This window comes from Nocardia sputi, from assembly GCF_023501985.1.
The window spans coordinates 268,668-285,617 of record NZ_JAMFLC010000013.1 but is presented as its reverse complement, the minus strand read 5'-3'; the positions used below and the strand labels follow the sequence as shown (position 1 = coordinate 285,617).

General features: G+C 68.2%; 19 protein-coding genes and 1 pseudogene. 10 read left to right on the top strand and 10 right to left on the bottom strand.

The annotated features are described in order from the left end of the window. The 6 genes and pseudogenes from M8859_RS18315 to M8859_RS18285 form a co-directional block, all read right to left on the bottom strand. Positions 1 to 205, bottom strand: a pseudogene (locus M8859_RS18315) (MspA family porin); the annotation flags it as partial. Between the two features lie 63 nt (positions 206 to 268). After that, positions 269 to 943 carry an MspA family porin gene (locus tag M8859_RS18310; protein WP_195139777.1) on the bottom strand — a complete coding sequence of 225 codons (675 nt, stop codon included), beginning with the start codon at positions 941 to 943 and terminating at the stop codon, positions 269 to 271. Between the two features lie 694 nt (positions 944 to 1,637). After that, positions 1,638 to 2,132, bottom strand: a complete 495-nt coding sequence (locus M8859_RS18300; RefSeq protein WP_181719529.1) for a MogA/MoaB family molybdenum cofactor biosynthesis protein — start codon at positions 2,130 to 2,132, stop codon at positions 1,638 to 1,640. A 101-nt stretch (positions 2,133 to 2,233) separates the two neighbouring features. Further along, positions 2,234 to 3,604, bottom strand: coding sequence for a S1C family serine protease (locus M8859_RS18295; RefSeq protein WP_249644593.1), 1,371 nt, complete (start codon positions 3,602 to 3,604; stop codon positions 2,234 to 2,236). Between the two features lie 250 nt (positions 3,605 to 3,854). Continuing rightward, positions 3,855 to 5,309: a sensor histidine kinase gene (locus tag M8859_RS18290; protein WP_159930746.1), complete on the bottom strand. Its 1,455-nt coding sequence runs from the start codon at positions 5,307 to 5,309 to the stop codon at positions 3,855 to 3,857. A 10-nt stretch (positions 5,310 to 5,319) separates the two neighbouring features. Beyond that, positions 5,320 to 6,006, bottom strand: coding sequence for a response regulator transcription factor (locus M8859_RS18285; RefSeq protein WP_159930745.1), 687 nt, complete (start codon positions 6,004 to 6,006; stop codon positions 5,320 to 5,322). 356 nt (positions 6,007 to 6,362) lie between these two features. Between M8859_RS18285 and M8859_RS18280 the strand changes: the two genes are divergently transcribed. The 6 genes from M8859_RS18280 to M8859_RS18255 all read left to right on the top strand — a co-directional run bounded on the left by M8859_RS18280 (position 6,363) and on the right by M8859_RS18255 (position 12,582). Beyond that, positions 6,363 to 9,128, top strand: coding sequence for a sensor histidine kinase (locus tag M8859_RS18280; RefSeq protein WP_159930744.1), 2,766 nt, complete (start codon positions 6,363 to 6,365; stop codon positions 9,126 to 9,128). Next, positions 9,125 to 9,535 carry a roadblock/LC7 domain-containing protein gene (locus M8859_RS18275; RefSeq protein ID WP_043732054.1) on the top strand — a complete coding sequence of 137 codons (411 nt, stop codon included), beginning with the start codon at positions 9,125 to 9,127 and terminating at the stop codon, positions 9,533 to 9,535. Before M8859_RS18280 ends, M8859_RS18275 begins: the two co-directional genes overlap by 4 nt. 7 nt (positions 9,536 to 9,542) lie before the next feature. Further along, a complete protein-coding gene (locus tag M8859_RS18270) occupies positions 9,543 to 9,914 on the top strand; it encodes a DUF742 domain-containing protein (RefSeq protein ID WP_040782732.1) in 372 nt (123 codons plus the stop codon). Positions 9,915 to 10,014: 100 nt separating this feature from the next. Then, the gene (locus tag M8859_RS18265; RefSeq protein WP_039801302.1) at positions 10,015 to 10,572 is read left to right on the top strand and encodes a GTP-binding protein; all 558 of its coding nucleotides are present in this window, start codon (positions 10,015 to 10,017) and stop codon (positions 10,570 to 10,572) included. After that, a complete protein-coding gene (locus tag M8859_RS18260) occupies positions 10,565 to 11,374 on the top strand; it encodes an MHYT domain-containing protein (RefSeq protein ID WP_159930743.1) in 810 nt (269 codons plus the stop codon). Before M8859_RS18265 ends, M8859_RS18260 begins: the two co-directional genes overlap by 8 nt. Positions 11,375 to 11,532: 158 nt before the next feature. Then, positions 11,533 to 12,582 (top strand): glycoside hydrolase domain-containing protein, encoded by a 1,050-nt coding sequence (locus tag M8859_RS18255; protein WP_249644592.1) that lies wholly within the window; start codon positions 11,533 to 11,535, stop codon positions 12,580 to 12,582. Between the two features lie 651 nt (positions 12,583 to 13,233). Here the strand turns inward: M8859_RS18255 and rpmF are convergent. From rpmF to mrf, 3 genes are read right to left on the bottom strand one after another with little or no spacing between them, the layout of a single operon-like run. Then, positions 13,234 to 13,407: a 50S ribosomal protein L32 gene (rpmF, locus tag M8859_RS18250; protein WP_159930741.1), complete on the bottom strand. Its 174-nt coding sequence runs from the start codon at positions 13,405 to 13,407 to the stop codon at positions 13,234 to 13,236. 1 nt (position 13,408) lies between these two features. Further along, positions 13,409 to 13,669, bottom strand: a complete 261-nt coding sequence (locus tag M8859_RS18245; protein ID WP_159930740.1) for a type B 50S ribosomal protein L31 — start codon at positions 13,667 to 13,669, stop codon at positions 13,409 to 13,411. Beyond that, on the bottom strand, positions 13,666 to 15,018 hold the full coding sequence (gene mrf, locus M8859_RS18240; RefSeq protein ID WP_223520638.1) for a ribosome hibernation factor-recruiting GTPase MRF: 1,353 nt from the start codon (positions 15,016 to 15,018) through the stop codon (positions 13,666 to 13,668). Before mrf ends, M8859_RS18245 begins: the two co-directional genes overlap by 4 nt. A 102-nt stretch (positions 15,019 to 15,120) precedes the next feature. On the opposite strand from mrf, the gene rpmB reads away from it, so the two are divergent. The 4 genes from rpmB to rpsR are packed head-to-tail and all read left to right on the top strand — an operon-like array spanning position 15,121 to position 16,137. Continuing rightward, complete coding sequence (gene rpmB, locus M8859_RS18235) at positions 15,121 to 15,357, top strand: 50S ribosomal protein L28 (protein ID WP_159930739.1); 237 nt, start codon at positions 15,121 to 15,123, stop codon at positions 15,355 to 15,357. A gap of 13 nt (positions 15,358 to 15,370) precedes the next feature. After that, positions 15,371 to 15,541: a 50S ribosomal protein L33 gene (gene rpmG, locus M8859_RS18230; RefSeq protein ID WP_019049259.1), complete on the top strand. Its 171-nt coding sequence runs from the start codon at positions 15,371 to 15,373 to the stop codon at positions 15,539 to 15,541. 1 nt (position 15,542) lies between these two features. Then, on the top strand, positions 15,543 to 15,848 hold the full coding sequence (gene rpsN / locus M8859_RS18225) for a 30S ribosomal protein S14 (RefSeq protein WP_159930738.1): 306 nt from the start codon (positions 15,543 to 15,545) through the stop codon (positions 15,846 to 15,848). A 34-nt stretch (positions 15,849 to 15,882) separates the two neighbouring features. Further along, positions 15,883 to 16,137 (top strand): 30S ribosomal protein S18, encoded by a 255-nt coding sequence (gene rpsR / locus M8859_RS18220; protein ID WP_011211513.1) that lies wholly within the window; start codon positions 15,883 to 15,885, stop codon positions 16,135 to 16,137. Between the two features lie 86 nt (positions 16,138 to 16,223). Here rpsR and M8859_RS18215 read toward each other — a convergent pair whose 3' ends face one another. Then, the gene (locus M8859_RS18215; protein WP_159930737.1) at positions 16,224 to 16,808 is read right to left on the bottom strand and encodes a LysM peptidoglycan-binding domain-containing protein; all 585 of its coding nucleotides are present in this window, start codon (positions 16,806 to 16,808) and stop codon (positions 16,224 to 16,226) included. Positions 16,809 to 16,950: the final 142 nt, after the last annotated feature.

The following is a 16,950-nucleotide window of genomic DNA, read 5'->3' as shown; positions in this document are numbered from 1 at the left end:
CACCCATAGACGGACTGATGGTCGCCGACTCACCGACCAGACGAACGGTCACCACCGTGCCATCCGACAACGTCTTGACGAGCTCACCACCCGGCAGCGGAACGAAAGTATCGGCATTCGCCGCACCTGTGGAGAACAAGCCCATGGCGATGGTGGCTGCGGCGCCGACGCCGGCCATCCGCGCCAGCTTCTTACGGTTGATCATGGTTGATATCCCTCGAGGGTTGAGTCCGCTTCAGCGGGAAAATGGCGTTGGTTTCGACAGACGTCAGCCGATGCTGAACGGCATCCCGTAGAGGGTGGTCTTCGAATAGTGATCGCCGATGATCTCGACGACCGTGTACGAACGCGCCTGCGCGTAACCAGCGCAGCCCTGGATCTGAATCTCGGCATCCTGATACTCGACGGAGTACACCCCGGGCTTGAGGATGTCTTTGTAATCGATCTGAACGAACGTGACCTCGCCGGGACCGAGGTTGACACCGATGGAACCGCCCGCGCTGGCGCCGCTGAGGTTCACACTGCCCGACACACCCGCGGAAATGGCGTCGTCGGCGATGCTGATCTGGCAGCCGACGATGTAACCGGTGCTCAACTGCGAGGCACCGTGAGTGGACGAATTATTCGTGCCCGGGTTTCCGCTCGGGCCGTTGTTCGGGCCGATCTCACCTTCCGGCGTCACAGCGACATCGGCGATGGCGTTCCCCGAAACCCACACGACACGGCCGGCACCGTTCGCAGCAAGGGACGGGGAGATCAAGGCGCGCTCACCATTGCGGGTGATCGTCACGCCGGGACCCACCTTCTGGCCGTCCGGCAACGGCACGAAGGTGTCGGCGTTGGCAGCACCGGTCGAAAGCAGGCCCATGGCTACAGCCGCGGCAGCGCCGATGCCCGCGACGCGGACACCGCGGCGCAGACCATTGGTGCGGTTCTCGCTCATACTTCCCCTCATCAGGTTCAAACAGTCAACCTCGACCGTCGAGGCTGGACAGATGGTCCTCTCAGGCCCAGCTCAGTGTGTCGCTCCTTTGTTGCCGATGTGTAACCGGCTGTTATTTCGGCGCAACCAACTTACCGGCGCCGGAACCGAGCCATGGTTCCGTCGAGCGGCGTAGTGCGTGCCGGTGCCCGGGCCTGTGATGTCCAACTGTGGAGTGGCTCGATGGGAGATTAAACGTTCTATAACGAGCCTCGCAACGCGAGGTTTCGTAAAGTTCAAGGTGACTCCCGCCACAGTTGCGCACATCTGAATATGGCGTGACGTGCATAAATACCGGATCGCTACGGCTGACCAGGTGCGCAATGGTCGCGTATGGGCACAGCGACGCCGACGTCGCGGATCCGCGACCGGCGGTAAAGCGTCTCGGCCGGATTACTTCCGAGCTGAATTGATCACTGGAGGATCACAAAAATGGCCGACGGCAGTACGTAGCAACTACGTAGATAACGGCCTCAGCCGTGATGCGGGGGAACTTGGGCTCGCAGCCAGTCCTCGGCGCGGCCGCCGTCGTCACGGTCGTCGCGCTCGTCGCCGGTGGTCTCCGGCAGAGTGTCGCCGAAGATCTTCGCCAAGCGCGCATCCCTCGCCCGGCGCGCGGCCGGGCGAGGGTTCTCGGCGGGAGGGGGTGCGCTGATTATTCGACCAATCCGGAGAGTTCGCCGATCACCCGGCTGGCGAGCGGGCCGAGCGTCGCCATGCCGTCCCGGATGGCGGACCGGGTGCCGGGCAGGTTGACCACCAAAGTGCTTCCGGACACGCCTGCCACACCGCGAGAGAGCCCGGCGTCCAGCGAGCCGGCCACGCGGCCGGAGGAACGGAGGGCTTCGCTGATGCCCGGCAGCTCGCGGTCGAGCACCTGCGAGGTCGCCTCCGGGGTCACGTCACGCGGGGACATGCCCGTGCCGCCGACGGAGATGACCAGATCCACGCCGCCGATCACCGCCGTGTTGAGCGCGTTGCGGATCTCCACCTCGTCGGCTTGCACCGACACCGAGGCGTCCACGAGGAAACCCGCCTCGGTGAGCAGCTCGGTGACCAGCGGACCGAGCGAGTCAATACCTCCATGCGCCGTCCTGTCGTCGACGACCACCACCAGAGCACGCCCCGCCACAGGAGCATCGATTTCCATGGTGCTCACCGTAGCGCCTGCGCCGAGCAACTCGGCGGCCGCGCCGAGAACGTCGGGGTCGACATCGATCGTCCGGCCCTGTCCACCGGGGACCGCGCGCATCACCGGCCACCGTCCGCGGGCGCGCCGGAGAGGGTCACCTCGACGGTCTTGGAGTTGTTGCCCTGCTCATCGCTGTAGGTGACCTTCACCTTGTCTCCTGGTTGGTGTGAGCGGACCGCGGCGACGAGCGCGTTCCCGGAATCGATCGCGCGGTCATCGAGCCTCGTCACCACCGCCCCCGGCGGAATGCCCGCGCGTGCGGCGGGACCGTCCGGCGTGACGTCGCGGACCTTCGCGCCGGAAATCTGCTGCGCCGGATCCTGTTGACGCGACACGGTGATACCGATCTGCGCGTAGGTGGCCTTGCCGGTCTTGATCAGTTCGTCGGCCACCCGCCGCGCCTGATCGACCGGGATCGCGAACCCGAGTCCGATCGACCCGGTCTGGCCGCCTGCCATCTCGGTGGGCCCCAGCGTCGCGATGGCGGTGTTGATTCCGACGAGCTTGCCGTTGCCGTCCACCAGCGCGCCGCCCGAGTTGCCGGGGTTGATCGCGGCATCCGTCTGAATCGCGTCGATCACCGGGCTGACCGCGGGACCGGGCTCGCTGCCGTCACCGGAGGTCACGACCGGCCGGTTCAGCGCCGAGACGATGCCCGTGGTTACCGTGCCCGCCAGACCGAGCGGCGAGCCGATCGCGACAACCGGCTGGCCGACCTGCAGATTCGCCGAGGTGCCCAGTTCGATCGGAGTCAGGCCGCTCTTGCCGGACGCTCGGATGACGGCCAGGTCGGAGACCGGATCGGCGCCGACCAGGGTGGCGGGCGCACTGCTGCCGTCGGAGAACACGACCTCCATCCTGGCGTTCGGTCCACCGCCCGCGGCCACGTGATTGTTGGTCAGGATCAGGCCGTCGGAGGACAGGACCACTCCGGAGCCCTCGCCCTCGGCCTTGCTGCTGGCCACTTTGATCATCACGACGCTGGGCAGCACCTTCTGTGCGACCGCCTGGGTGGAGCCGGCCGGAGCGTTGACCGCGTTGCTCATATTCGGCTTCGGCGCGTCCAAGGCGTTGGTCACCGGGGCGCGGCCGTCGTCGCCGTGCGTGACCAGCGCGCCGACCGCACCGCCGACGCCACCGCTGACCAGCGCGAGCGCCACGGCCCCCACGGCCAGTCCCGCACGGAACGGACGGCGGGCCGGTGCGGGCGGGGCGCCGTAGACCGGACCCTGCGGGTACGTGACGTCCTTCGGTGGACCGAAGGACGCGGGATGCCCTGGGTACGGCGCAGCCGAGTGGTGCTGCGGATACGGCGCGGTGGGATGCTGCGCTTCCTGCGAACCGTAACCGGGCGCGTGCGCCTCCCGCGGTCCGAGCGCGCCTGCCTCCGGCGGGCCCGGCTCCCGGCGGTCCTTCGAATCCTCGGTCATGGACTCCTCGTTTCTGCTCACGTCCCGACCAGGGTGGCCACGGCGACTGAGAGCGGACTGAGACCGTGCTTTCAGTTTTCCGAGATCTGTCCCCAGGAGCCGGTGCACAATAGAACCACCGCCAACTTGATGTCTCAAATCCTGTGGCAAACCGATCGGAGCAATGTCCGAAATACCCCACCGAAGATGAATATTCCGCACAGAACACCAAGATTGTGCGGTAAATGGTCTTCTCTTGCCCGGTATTGCGTCAATCGGGCGCGGGCGCGCCCGGCTCTCCGGGCAACACGATGCGGACGACGGCGCCGCCGCGTTGCGAGGTATCGATGGCGATGGTGCCGCCGTGTTTCGTCACCACCTGCTTGACGATCGCCAAGCCGAGGCCGGAGCCCGGCATCGACCGCGACGACATGACCCGATAGAAGCGCTCGAACACCAACTCGCGCTCCGCCGGGGGAATCCCGGGTCCCGCGTCGTCGATGGACAGTTCGAGCAGGCCGGGTCCGCTTTCGCGCATGAGGATGCGGACCTGCGCGCCGGCCGGGCTCCACTTGGCCGCGTTGTCGAGCACGTTCAGCACCGCGCGCTCGAGGCCTGCCTCGTGCCCGTAGACGAACCACGGACGCAGGTCGGCGACGAACTCGATGCCCGCGCGGCGGCGCCGGGCGCGCTCGAGCGCGCGTTCCACCACCTCCCCGAGATCCAGGCGCTCGTAGACGGTTTCCGGAGCGTCCTCCCGCGCGAGATCGACCAGATCGCCCACCAGAGTCGACAACTCCTCGATCTGGGCTATCACGTCGGCGCGCAGTCCGGCCATGTCCTCCTCTGGGAGGCGGGGAGCGCCGGGACGGCTCGAAGCGATGAGCAACTCCATGTTGGTCCGCAGCGACGTCAGCGGCGTACGCAATTCGTGCCCTGCGTCGGCGACGAGCCTGCGCTGCCGATCACGCGACTCGGTCAGTGCGCGCAGCATGGTGTTGAAACTCTCTGTGAGCCTTGCCAGTTCGTCGTCACCGGTCACCGGGATCGGCGTCAGATCGTCGGTGCGCGCGATCCGCTCGGTGGCCGCCGTCAATCGCGCGATGGGCCGCAGACCGGTCCGGCCGACCGCCGTGCCCGCCGCCGCGGCCAGCACCACGCCGCAGCCGCCCACGACGAACAACAGCCAGGCGAGCCGGTCGAGCACCTCCCTGGTGCGGTCCAATCGCTGCGAGATGACCAGCGTCGCACCCGAGTCGGTGTGTACGGCGAGTGCGCGCTGATTGCCGACGGTGCGCAGCGAGGAACTCCGCTCGCCACGCGCGACGGCAAGCTCCTGGCTCCCGATGGGCGGATCGGTCGACTGCGGCGGCAGCCAGCGGCCCAGATCGGGATAGATCAGGGCGATGCCGGTGTCGTCGTAGAAGGCGGCGGCCACCATCAGATTCAGATTGTTGAACCCGTAGGGGTTGCTCGCGATCACCGCCGTGGCCCGGCTGCGCAACTGGGCGTCCACGTCGTCGTACAGGGCGCGCGCCACCAAGGCGTAGGCCGCGATCGAGGTGACCGCCACCGCGATCGCCACGACCGAGGCGGCAAGCAGCGTCACCCGCCACCGCAGCGAGACCGACCGGGTCAGCGGCATGGGTGGCCGCATGTCCGGGGACTCGGGCTGTCCCTGGCCGAGGGCGGCGACGACGGGGGGCTTGGGAGGTGTCCGTGCCATGACCGCCGACCTACGGCGGCGTTTCGCGCAGCACGTAGCCCACGCCACGCACGGTATGGATCAGTCGCGGTTCGCCCTCCGCCTCGGTCTTGCGGCGCAGATAACCGATATAGACCTCGAGCGCATTTCCCGAGGTTGGGAAATCGTAGCCCCAGACCTCTTCGAGAATGCGGCTGCGGGTGAGCACACGACGCGGGTTCGCCATCAACATTTCCAGCAGTGAGAACTCGGTGCGGGTGAGACTGATCGGGCGGACGCCACGGGACACCTCCCGCGTCACCGGGTCCAGCGACAGATCAGCGAACTTCATCGCCTCCGAGGCCTCACCCGGATCGGCGGCGGTACGCCGCAACAGCGCGCGCAGCCTGGCCAGCAGTTCCTCCAGCGCGAAAGGCTTCGGCAAATAATCATCGGCACCGGCATCGAGCCCGGCGACCCGCTCGGACACCGAATCTCGCGCAGTGAGAACCAGAATCGGCAAATCATCGCCGGTGCTGCGGAGACGGCGGCATACCTCGAGCCCGTCGAGCCGGGGCATCATCACGTCCAGCACGAGCGCGTCCGGTCGCTGGACGGTTGCCTTCTCCAGCGCGTCCACACCGTCGACGGCGAGATCGACGGAGTAGCCGTTGAAGGTGAGCGACCGGCGCAGCGATTCGCGGACCGCCCGATCGTCATCGACCACCAGAATGCGCATGCCACCAGTTTGACCGCAGCGACTGAGAGGTAACTGAGAGGGCGCTCCCGACACGCCGTGCGCAGAGCACGCGTCCCGCCATGGCGCGTCGCCCCTGTCAACCCCGGGTGACCAGCACCTTCCATGGCCGCAGCGAGAAGTTGACGCGTCCCTTACGCATTCCACCGCGAAACTCGTTCTCTATAGCCATATTCGGCAATTTGCAGAACGACTCCCCCGGATTGCCGTTGACCACTCTGCACGGTATGTTCCGTGCGGTAAAAAGAAGACCTCTAGTTGGTTCTTTGCGGGTTGAATCAATACCGAACAGCCACGCGCGCCCGAGGTCACTGGTGAAGCGGAGGCGACGGAAGCGGATGGAAGCTGCACCGCGGTCCTGGCAATTCAGCCTGTCGAACTGGTCGGTCACCCGCAAGGTCGGCGTGGTGCTGGTGCTTCCGGTGCTGCTGGCCGGCGTCTTCGCCGTGCTCCGAATCAACAACGAGCTGCGCACGATGGCACAGTTGGACGCGGCGACCGAACAGGCCATCATCATCCGGCCGATCGTCAAGTTCGGTTCCGCCACCGAGCAACTCGGCGTCACCGCGACAGCCACCTGGGGCAACACCGCGGACCCGCAGACCGACGCCGCGCTGACGCGGTTCGACCAGGCGCTGGCCGAGCTGGAGGCCGCGTTGCAGACCACCAAGGTCAGCGGCCGGGTCACCTCCGAGCTCGCCTCGGCCATCGCCACCGGCACCACGATGCGCAACAGTCTCCGCAACGGCTCACCCGCGATGGTCGGCGAGCAGTCCGACGAGATCATGGTGCGCATCGGCAACGCGCTGGCGCTGTCGCCGTCGGTGGACGACCTGGTCATCCAGCGCTACTTCCTGCAGCTGGCGTCGGTGCAGACCGCGCGGCGCGTGCTCACCCAGCAGCGCATGCTGATCGGCTCGCCGGACGCCGGACGCAACCCGAGCGTGCGGCCCCGCGTGCTGGTCGCCGCCGGCGCCGAGATCACGATGATCTACCAGTACGCGCAGATCCTGCCGGACTACGCGGGCAATATGCGCCCGCTGCTGGACGCGGTGCAGACCCGTCTGGGCACCTTCAGCCAGAACGCCGCCGACCCGGCGACCAACCCCGCCGTGCTCGACTCGCTGCAAGTCAGCTCGGACACCTACGAGAAGACCACCGCGCAGCTGATCGACACCATCGACAGTGCGCTGGCCGACCGCACCATCGAAGCGCAGACGGGTGCGCTGCGCGAGACGACGATCGTCATCGGGATGCTGCTCGCGGGCCTGGCTCTGGCCCTCTCGGTCGCGCGCACCCTGGTCGTCCCGGTCCGCCGCCTGCGGCGGGACGCACTCGAGGTCGCGCACATCAAGCTGCCCGACGAGCTCGCCGTGGTGCGCGCGGGCGGCACCACACCGGAGATCACCCCGGTCGCGGTGCACTCCACCGACGAGATCGGCCAGCTCGCCCGCGCCGTGGACGAGATCCACGAGCAGGCGCTGAATCTCGCCGCCGATCAGGCCCGCCTGCGCCTGCAGATCGGCAACATGTTCGAAACCCTGTCCCGTCGCAGCCAATCGCTGGTCGAGCAGCAGCTGGCGCTGATCGAGGACCTCGAGCACGACGAGGACGACACCGACCGGCTGCAGAGCCTGTTCCGCCTGGACCATCTGGCCACCCGCATGCGCCGCAACGGCGACAATCTGCTGGTGCTCGCCGGTACCGCGCTGCGTCGCGGCCAGCTGCACCCGGTGCCGTTGTCGGACATGCTGTGGAGCGCGGTCTCCCAGGTCGAGGACTACCAGCGGGTCGAGATCGGCGCGGTGCCCGACGGCATCGTCGCGGGTGAGCCCGCCGTCGACATCGAGCACCTGCTCGCCGAGCTGATCGACAACGCACTGCGATACTCTCCGCCGACCACGCCGGTCACCGTCATGGTGTCGCGCGCGGTGGACGGCGGCTATCTGATCGAGATCACCGACCGCGGTCTCGGCATGTCCCTGGAAGACCTGCAGACGACCAACGACCGGCTCGCCTCCGGTGGTGAGGTCACCGTCGAGACCGCGCGCCGCATGGGCCTGTTCGTCGTCGGCCGCTTGGCCAAGCGCCACACCATCACCGTCAGCCTGCGCCGCACCTCCACGATGGCGCAGCAACCGGGCATCACCGCCAGCGTGCACCTGCCCGGCGCCCTGGTCGCGCCGCCGATGGACGCCACCGACCCCGCGGGCAAGCCGCTCGACATCACGGCCGAGCATCAGCTGCCCTCGCTCGCCACCCCGCCCACCGGCGCGCAGCCGCGCAACCTGGTCCCGGTGCCGAGCCTGCCGCAGCGCGACACCGCTCGCTTCGGCGTGACGAGTTCGGGTTTGCCCCAGCGCCGTCCGGCCATCCGCGTCGCCGACGCTCCCGACCAGCCCACGGTCTCCACTCCGGTCGGCCGAGCGGTCAACCCGGCGGAACAGCCGGCCACCCAGCCGTGGCCGGTGCTCGCGCCGCGCGCTGACGACCGCACCCCGACCGGCCCGTTCGCACCGGTGACGCCCGCCGCGGGTGAGCGGACCGCCGAGCGGGAGCAGGAGCCGGCGCGCACTGATCTGTGGGCTGAGTTCAAGGACGATGAGCCCGCGACCGGACCCACCGCGGCCGCTCCGAGCCAGCCCCCCGCACCGCAGACCACCGCCCGGTCCGGTCTTCCGATCCGGAAGCCCGCTGTACCCGCCGACCCGCCGCAGGAGGCGGCACCGGAACCCGCGACGGTGACCTCCTCCCGGTTGCAGCCGGTCGCGGGCGCCTCACCGACCCCGATCTATCAGCGCATGGTCTCGGAATGGCTGGTCGAGCCCTCGACCTCGCAATCGCCGGAGAACACTTGGTCCTCGCCCGGTGACGCGGGCTGGATGGCCGCCGAGGACGCAAGCCATCCGACCACCACCGCGCGTACCGTGGGCGGACTGCCGATCCGCAGGCCCGGCGCCCAGCTGGTGCCCGGCGGTTTGGCGCCGGCGGAGGACGCGGGAACGCGTGATCCGGAAGAAATTCGCAACAACCTGACCAGGCATCTCAGTGGGGTCCGCAGCGGGCGGGCCAATGCGCAGTACAACGACGGAGGGCTTGCATGACCAACGCGAACAACAGCACCACGGACGAGAATCTGAACTGGCTGGTCGCCCGCTTCACCCGAGATGTGCCCGGCGTGTCCCACGCGGTGCTGGTGTCGGCGGACGGCTTGTTGCAGGCCACCAGTCCGCATCTGCCCAGCGACCGCGCCGAACAGCTCGCTGCCGTCACCGCCGGTCTGGCCAGCCTCTCCATGGGCGCGGCCTCGCTGTTCGACGGTGGCAAGGTGATGCAGTCGATCGTGGAGATGCAGCGCGGCTACTTGCTGGTGATGAGCGTCGGCAACGGCTCGCATCTGGCCGTGCTGGCGAACAAGTCCCACGACATCGGCCGTATCGGCTACGAGATGGCACTGCTGGTCGATCGGGTGGGGTCGGTGGTCACCGCGACCGCGCGCACCGCTGTCTGAGCGTGAGATGTCCAACCCATACGGCCCCGGACCACGACCGACCACGCGCGTCCGGCCCTACGCCCTGACGTCCGGGCGCACCGAACCCGCGATCGACCTGCCGCTGGAGGCAGTCATCGAAACCTTGTCGTACACTGCACATCTCGACTGGCCGACCGGCGACATCCGCACCGAGATACTGCGACTCGGCACGCACCGGCTGTCGGTCGCCGAGATCGCGGCACATCTGGACCGGCCGCTCGGCATGGTCCGAGTGGTGATCGGCGACCTGGTCGTCGATGGCACCATGCGCGTGCATTCGACCCTGACCGAAGAGGCGAGCTATGACGAGCGCCGTTCCCTGATGGAGAGGACATTGCGTGGACTCCGCGCCCTATAGGAATCTGGGGCCCAGTGGACATCCCGGGCCAAGTGGGAATGCCGGACCGGGAAGCACCCCCGGGCCCGAAGGCTTCGAAAACCGGGTCGCTTCGACGAAGATAGTCGTCGCGGGCGGCTTCGGCGCGGGCAAGACCACGTTCGTCGGCGCGGTGTCGGAGATCGTTCCGCTGCGCACCGAGGCGATGGTGACCCGTTACTCCGACGGCATCGACGATCTCGCCGAAACGCCGGAGAAGGAGACCACCACGGTCGCGATGGACTTCGGCCGGATCATCCTGCCCGGCAACCTGGTGCTATACCTGTTCGGTACGCCGGGTCAGCGGCGGTTCTGGTTCATGTGGGACGACCTGATCCGCGGTGCGATCGGCGCGGTGGTGCTGATCGATACCCGGCGGCTGGAGGACAGTTTCGCCGCGGTCGACTTCTTCGAGGCGCGCAAGCTGCCGTTCCTGATCGCGGTCAACCGCTTCCCGGACGCGCCGCGCTTCCCCATCGCCGAGCTGCGCGAGGCGCTTTCGGTTCGTGAGGGCGTGCCGATCGTGGACATCGACGCCCGCAACGCGATCGAAGTGCGCCAGGCGCTCGCCGCGGTCACCGAATACGCTATCGCCCAGCTGAAAGCGAGCGAACTGGAAGGAACCGCCCGGCATGCGTGAGGTCGCGGTGCTGGCCGCGGGCGGTGGCGCCGGAACGTCCGTCGACCAGTTCGCTCTCGGCTATTGGCTGGTGACGCTGTCGCTGGGCATCTCGGTGCTTGGCGCGGTCGTCGGGTTCGCCTGCATCGTGCACGGCGCGCGTTCGGTGCAGTTCCGGCTCGTGTGGCTGGTTTCCGCGGCGATATCGCTCGGCGGCGTCGGGGTGTGGCTGGCCACCTCGGTGGCCATGCTGGGCCTGAAAGTGCCCGGTAGCGCCATGCGTTACGACACGGGCAGGTTGATCGCGGCCTTGGTGGTCTCCGTCGCGGCGGTATTCGCGGCGCTGGTGATCATCGGGCGCACCCCGCGGCTGACGCTGCTGCTGCCCGGCGGCGCGGTACTGGGCCTTGGTATCGGCGTCACCCACTACCTCGGCGTCGGCTCGCTCGAGATCCAGGGGGCGGTCGGCGTGACGATGTGGCTGGCCATCGTCTCCGGTGTGATCGGGGTGATCACCGCGACCGCCACGATGTGGCTGTTCCAGACGCCGCGCTTCCCGCTGGCCCGCGCCGCGACCGTGCTGCTGTTCGGCGTCGGTGTGGCCGCCACGTATTACACGGCGATCGCCGCGTTGCACTTCGACGTCAACCGGGCGGCGAAGGTGCCCGACGGCGTGGAGTTGTTCGACTTCGTGTTCCCGATGTTCGTCATCGGCTTGCTGGCGTTGACGGTGCCGATCTCCGCGGTGCTGATCGCGCCGGACCGCCGCGAGCTGGCCGGACCACCGAAGTCGCGCAGGCCCAAGCTGGAGTCCGCTCGCTGATCCTGGGTCGCCGACCAGGGCGGATCGCACGGCCGCTCACCCCGTTTCGCTCCGCTCTTCGAGACTCTTCGACTGTTTCCCGCTAACAGATGCCCGCGGACGGCCCGGATTCGGCGATGCCCCGAATTCGCCCGCCCCGCCCACTTACAGTGGGAGCCATGCGTTTCGGTCTGGACTACGCCGCTGGACGTCCTGGGGGCGCGGCGATTCGGGCGGCGGGGTTCGACTTCGTTGTGCGGTATCTGTCCGAGGGCGGTCCGAGCCTCCCTGGCAAGCTGCTCACCCCGGCCGAGGCGAACGATCTGCGGACGCACGACGTCTCGATCGTGTCGAAATGGGAGACCACGGCCGCGCGGATGCTGGACGGCTACGGCGCGGGCATCGTGGACGCGCGCGCGGGCCTCGCGCAGGTGCTTCGCTGCGGTGGGCGGGTGGACCGGCCGATCTATTTCTCCGCGGATTTCGACGTTTCGCCGCACGACCAGTTGCGCGTCAACGCCTATCTGGACGGCGTCGCGACCGTGCTCGGCCGGCCGAACGTCGGAATCTACGGAGGGTACTGGGCGGTCAGCCGGGCACTGGACGCCGGATACGCGACCTGGGCATGGCAGACCGACGCCTGGTCCGGCGCGAACGTGGAAACCAGACGCGCCATTCATCAGACGCGGCGCCAAGCGACGGTCGGCGGCGTGCGCTGTGACGTGAACAAGGCCGAGACAACCGATTTCGGCCAATGGGATTTCGTCGAACGGGAGGATCCGGACGTGACGCCGGAACAAGAGGAAGTGCTGCGCGACATCCAGATCCAACTGCGGGGGCCGGGGCTGTCGGGCTGGCCGCAGCTGGGCGCCGACGCGGACGGCCGGAATCGGACGCTGGTGGACGGATTGGCCGCGGCGCTGGCCCGTATCGCCACCTTGGAGCGAGAAACCGCCGAGTTGCGAACGCAAGTAGGCGAATTGCGCATCGAGATCAGCGAACTGGAGGCGACGACGGCCGAGCTGACCGAACAGGTGCAGCGGTGGAATGGGCGGCACTGGCCGTGGCCACTGTCGCTGATCGAGGGTCCCGCCGCGCTCGTCGGCGAGCAGCTGGCGCGCCTGGAGGCGCTGTTGCCGGACTTTCCCGGTCTGCCGGGAAACGACGGCGGCGAGCGGCGCGCACCGGGTGATGGCGACGGAGCGGTGGAGCTGACCTCGAAAAACTGAGTCGCACAGCGGCGCAGCGTCCTGGTGCGGGCACTCCGGCAGGGCGAGAGTGCGACGAGAGATCGGGACCGGCGCGACGGCCCCGGAATTGGCGATGGACGGGTTCTCCTGAAAACCAGGAGAACCCGCCCTCGAGGACGAGGGTACCGGCATCCGGCTGCGCGCGCATCATTTTCGGCGGACTTTTCTGCCGACCAAAAACCTACCGTCAGTATGCATTTCGCCGTGTGGCTATCCGATCGCAATCGACCCGGGCGCAATAGTGCGACGTGATGCCGGACACTTTGATAGCCAAAGGATAGCTGACGCAGCGAGCGACGGCCGCGTATCCCTGTTCCGGAGCGCTTCGATATCCATTTCCGGACAATCGACCAGTATCCAGCGCCCGAGGACGGTCACCAGCATCCCGCAAGTTATCGTGCACCGGCTCGCGCGCGGCGCTGAACACCGCGGTCGATCGAATTAGTCCGCGCAACCGTCCGGTCGCGCTCGATGGTGATCGCCGGTCCGGCCGCTGCCGAATGCTTTGGATCACCGTAGCCCTCGCGCCGTCGCCGGCACGGTCGGCCGACGCACAGCCCGACGAAGCGGGGCCGCCCGGATCACTCCGGTCGGCCCCGCTTCGGTCGCAATGGGTTCCGAGCGCCCGATCTACAGCCGCTCGACGTCGATCAGACCACGGCGCACCGCGGCGACCAGCCTGCGCGGCACCTTGTGCACGACGCCCCCGACGGTCACCGGGACCAGGTCCACCGGCGCGGCCTTCCAATTCGACCGGCGGCTGCGGGTGTTCGACCGCGACATCCTCCGCTTCGGTACCGCCATCTCAGGACTCCTTCCGCGCGCGCTTGCCGTATTTGCGTTCGAACTTCTCCACACGCCCCTGGGTGTCCAGCACGCGGTGCGCGCCGGTCCAGAACGGGTGCGAGTCGGCGGTGACGTCCACCGTCAACAGCGGGTAGGTGTTGCCGTCGGTCCACTCCACCGTGCGCGCACTGGTGGCCGTGGACCGGGTGAGGAACCGCTTGCCGGTGCTCGCGTCCTCGAAGATCACCGGATGGTAGTCCGGATGGATCCCCTTCTTCATTTCGCTTCTCCTCTCGGGCTTTTCGCGTCCTCCACAGGCTGTCCGGCCTCGTCGCCGTCGGCGCACGGGTCGGCGTGCCACTCGCCGAACGGGTCCTCCCACTGCGCTACGCGCTCCGGCGCGCGCTCGACCAGCCGCAGTTCGTCGTCCTCCACCAGAGCCCAGTGCAATGCCTCGCGAATCTCCGCCGGGTCGGCCTCGTGCACCAGGATCGACAGCGAGATGTCCCGGTCCCCGAACCGCTCGTCCCAGCGCAGGGCGGCCATGGCCCGGCGCTCCGGATCCGCTTCGGCCAGCTCGTCCTCCGACATCGCGGCCAGCCAGCGTCCCGCGCCGCCCACCCGCAGGCCACCGCCCGCGGATTCCAGCCACACCACCTCGTCGGGCTGGGTGGCCAGCCAGATGCGCCCGCGCGCGGTCACGACGCCGTCCAACAGCACGTCCAGCGCCTCGTGCAGGCGAACCGGATGGAACGGCCGCGCCGCGGCGAACTCCACGAGTTCGACGCCGTAGTCGCTGGTCAGGGGCGGACGGCCACGCAGTAGCGGTGCGTGCGCGTCGAAGATCCTGCCGCGTCGGGAATCAGCCGGGACGCGTGTGAGCAGCGTTTCGACCAGGGCGGGCGTGACCGCGCCCGGCTCGTCCACCCAGGCGACCGGCGCGCCGGGGACCAGCCTGGCGAGTACGGCCGCGAGCTTGCCCCGGTCGGCCGATGCGTCGGCGAGCACCGCCGCGTGCTCGTCCGCGGCGCCGAGCGCGATGACGGCATCGGCGAAATCGACCTGACCGACCGCGACTTGCGCCACCGTCCGGTCGTCGTCGGCAGCGGCGAGGCCGCGTTCGGCGAGTGTCTCCTCCCCGGTCGCGTCAGCCAGCCACCGATCGGCGTCCAGGCAGGTCAATACCGCCTCCACCCGTACGTCACTCCCGGCCGGTCCGTCGACGCGGCCGTGCACGTCGGCGACCACGACCTGCTCGATGGCGTGGCACACGGCTTCGGCCTCGAACGCCGGGTCCAGCGCGAGCACGATGCGGTCCACCGATTCGCGTCGGGCCAGCGTGCACAGCAGCGGGAGCAGATCCATGCGCAGCGTGCAGGAGACACAGCCGTGCGCGAGCTCGAGCACGGCCGAGGTTTCCCGCGTCGCGGTTCGCACCGTGCGATGCACGATGCCCTCCCGCAGCTGGGCCAGATCGTGGCGGACCACGACGGTGCCCGCAGCCATGCCGAGCACCGCGGCCGCGCGATCCACGCCCGCGGCGGCGAGTCCGGCGAAACCGGCGAGCAGCACCACGGGTGTCCTGCGGTCGGGCGCGGGTGGGACCAGGGGGGAATCTGCCGCGGCCACCGAGAACCCCTTTCAGTAACGATTTTCATTTGCTGTTGGGCAACGGTACATTGTCCGGCAGTCATTGTCGAAAACGATTGTCAACTACTGGAGGGAGTCCGCATGTCGGCCCACTGCCAGGTCACCGGGCGCAAGCCCGGGTTCGGCAAGTCCGTGTCGCACTCGCACAAGCGGACCAGCCGCCGCTGGAACCCCAACGTCCAGCGCAAGACCTACTACCTGCCCAGCGAAGGCCGGCGCGTCACGCTGACCGTCTCCGCCAAGGGCATCAAGACCATCGACCGGGACGGCATCGAGGCCGTGGTGGCCCGGCTGCGGGCTCGCGGCGAGAAGATCTGAGAGGAGCCGACCTATGGCGTCGAAATCCACCGACATCCGCCCGATCGTCAAGCTGAAGTCCACGGCGGGCACCGGTTACACCTACGTGACCCGCAAGAATCGCCGCAACGACCCCGACCGCTTGGTCCTGCGCAAATACGATCCGGTCGTGCGCAAGCACGTCGACTTCCGCGAGGAGCGCTGAGATGGCCAAGAAGTCGAAGATCGCACGCGACCAGCAGCGCAGGGAGATCGTGGCGCGTTACGCCGCGCGGCGCGCCGAACTGAAGGAGCTCATCCGGAAGCCGGGCACGCCGGCGTCCGCGCGCGCGGACGCCCAGGCCGAACTGCAACGCCAGCCGCGCGATGCCAGTCCGGTACGATTGCGCAATCGGGACGCCGCCGACGGACGACCGCGCGGTCATCTCCGGAAGTTCGGACTCTCCCGTGTGCGTGTACGCGAGATGGCCCACCGGGGCGAGCTGCCCGGTGTGCACAAATCGAGCTGGTAGACAACCACTGTTCTCGTGAGAAGGAACTCGTCATATGGCAGTCAAGCGAGCACCGTCTAAGAAGGTTCGCGCCGAGCAGGCCCGCCGTCCGAAGAAGAACCCGCTCATCGCCGCCGGCATCGAGACGGTCGACTACAAAGACGTGAACCTGCTGCGTACGTTCATCTCCGACCGCGGCAAGATTCGCAGCCGCCGGGTCACCGGGCTCACCCCGCAGCAGCAGCGCCAGGTCGCTGTCGCGGTGAAGAACGCCCGCGAGATGGCGCTGCTGCCGTTCACCAGCCGGTAGGCGGCCTCCGCCACGAGCGAACTCGAAAAAGACCCCCGATGCGCGAGCACCGGGGGTCTTCGTCGTCGCTACCGAACCGGCCGAGGTTACGGAATGGTCAGCACCTGGCCGGGGTTGATCGCGTCCGGGTTCGGGATGCCACTGGCGTCCGCGATCTCCTGGTAACGATTGCCGTCGCCGTAGAAGTGCTCGGCGATCGCCCACAGGGTGTCACCCGGCTCCACGGTGTAGGTGCGCGGCTCGGGGGCCGGCGGCGGAGGCGGCACCTCCTCGGCGGCCGGAGCCGCGACCTGCTCCTGCTCTTGCACCGGTTCCGCCTCCGGGGCGGGCAGTGGCGAGTCGGTGTGGGTGCCGGAAGCCCACAGCGCAATGCCGTCGGCGCCGTACAGCACGACGTTGCGATCGGCCTGCACGACCAGCCGCTCGGCCGCCTGGCCGTTGGTCTCGGTGGCCCATGCGGCGCCATCTGCCTTGTAGAGGACGAAGTTGCCGTCGTCCTGCAGCACCGCCCGCTCCACGCCCTGGTCATGAGTTTGGGTGGCCCACACTACATTCCCGTCCGGCTCGGACAGCACTAGATTGCCGTCGTCCTGCAGGGTGAGGCGGTAAGCCCCGCCCTGGAGGGATTGGCCCCGCCCGAGTTCTTCGCCTACGCGCAGCGTGTCGACCACGATACTTCCTTTCCAGAAAAGCTGGTAGAGCATCCGACATGGATGGGCGCCGCAACACCCTGGCGCACATCCCCGCCGAACTTACTGCCCCCGAACGCTTTTCGGAGTCATTACGCGCAGGGTTCGCGGAACGTTCACTGTG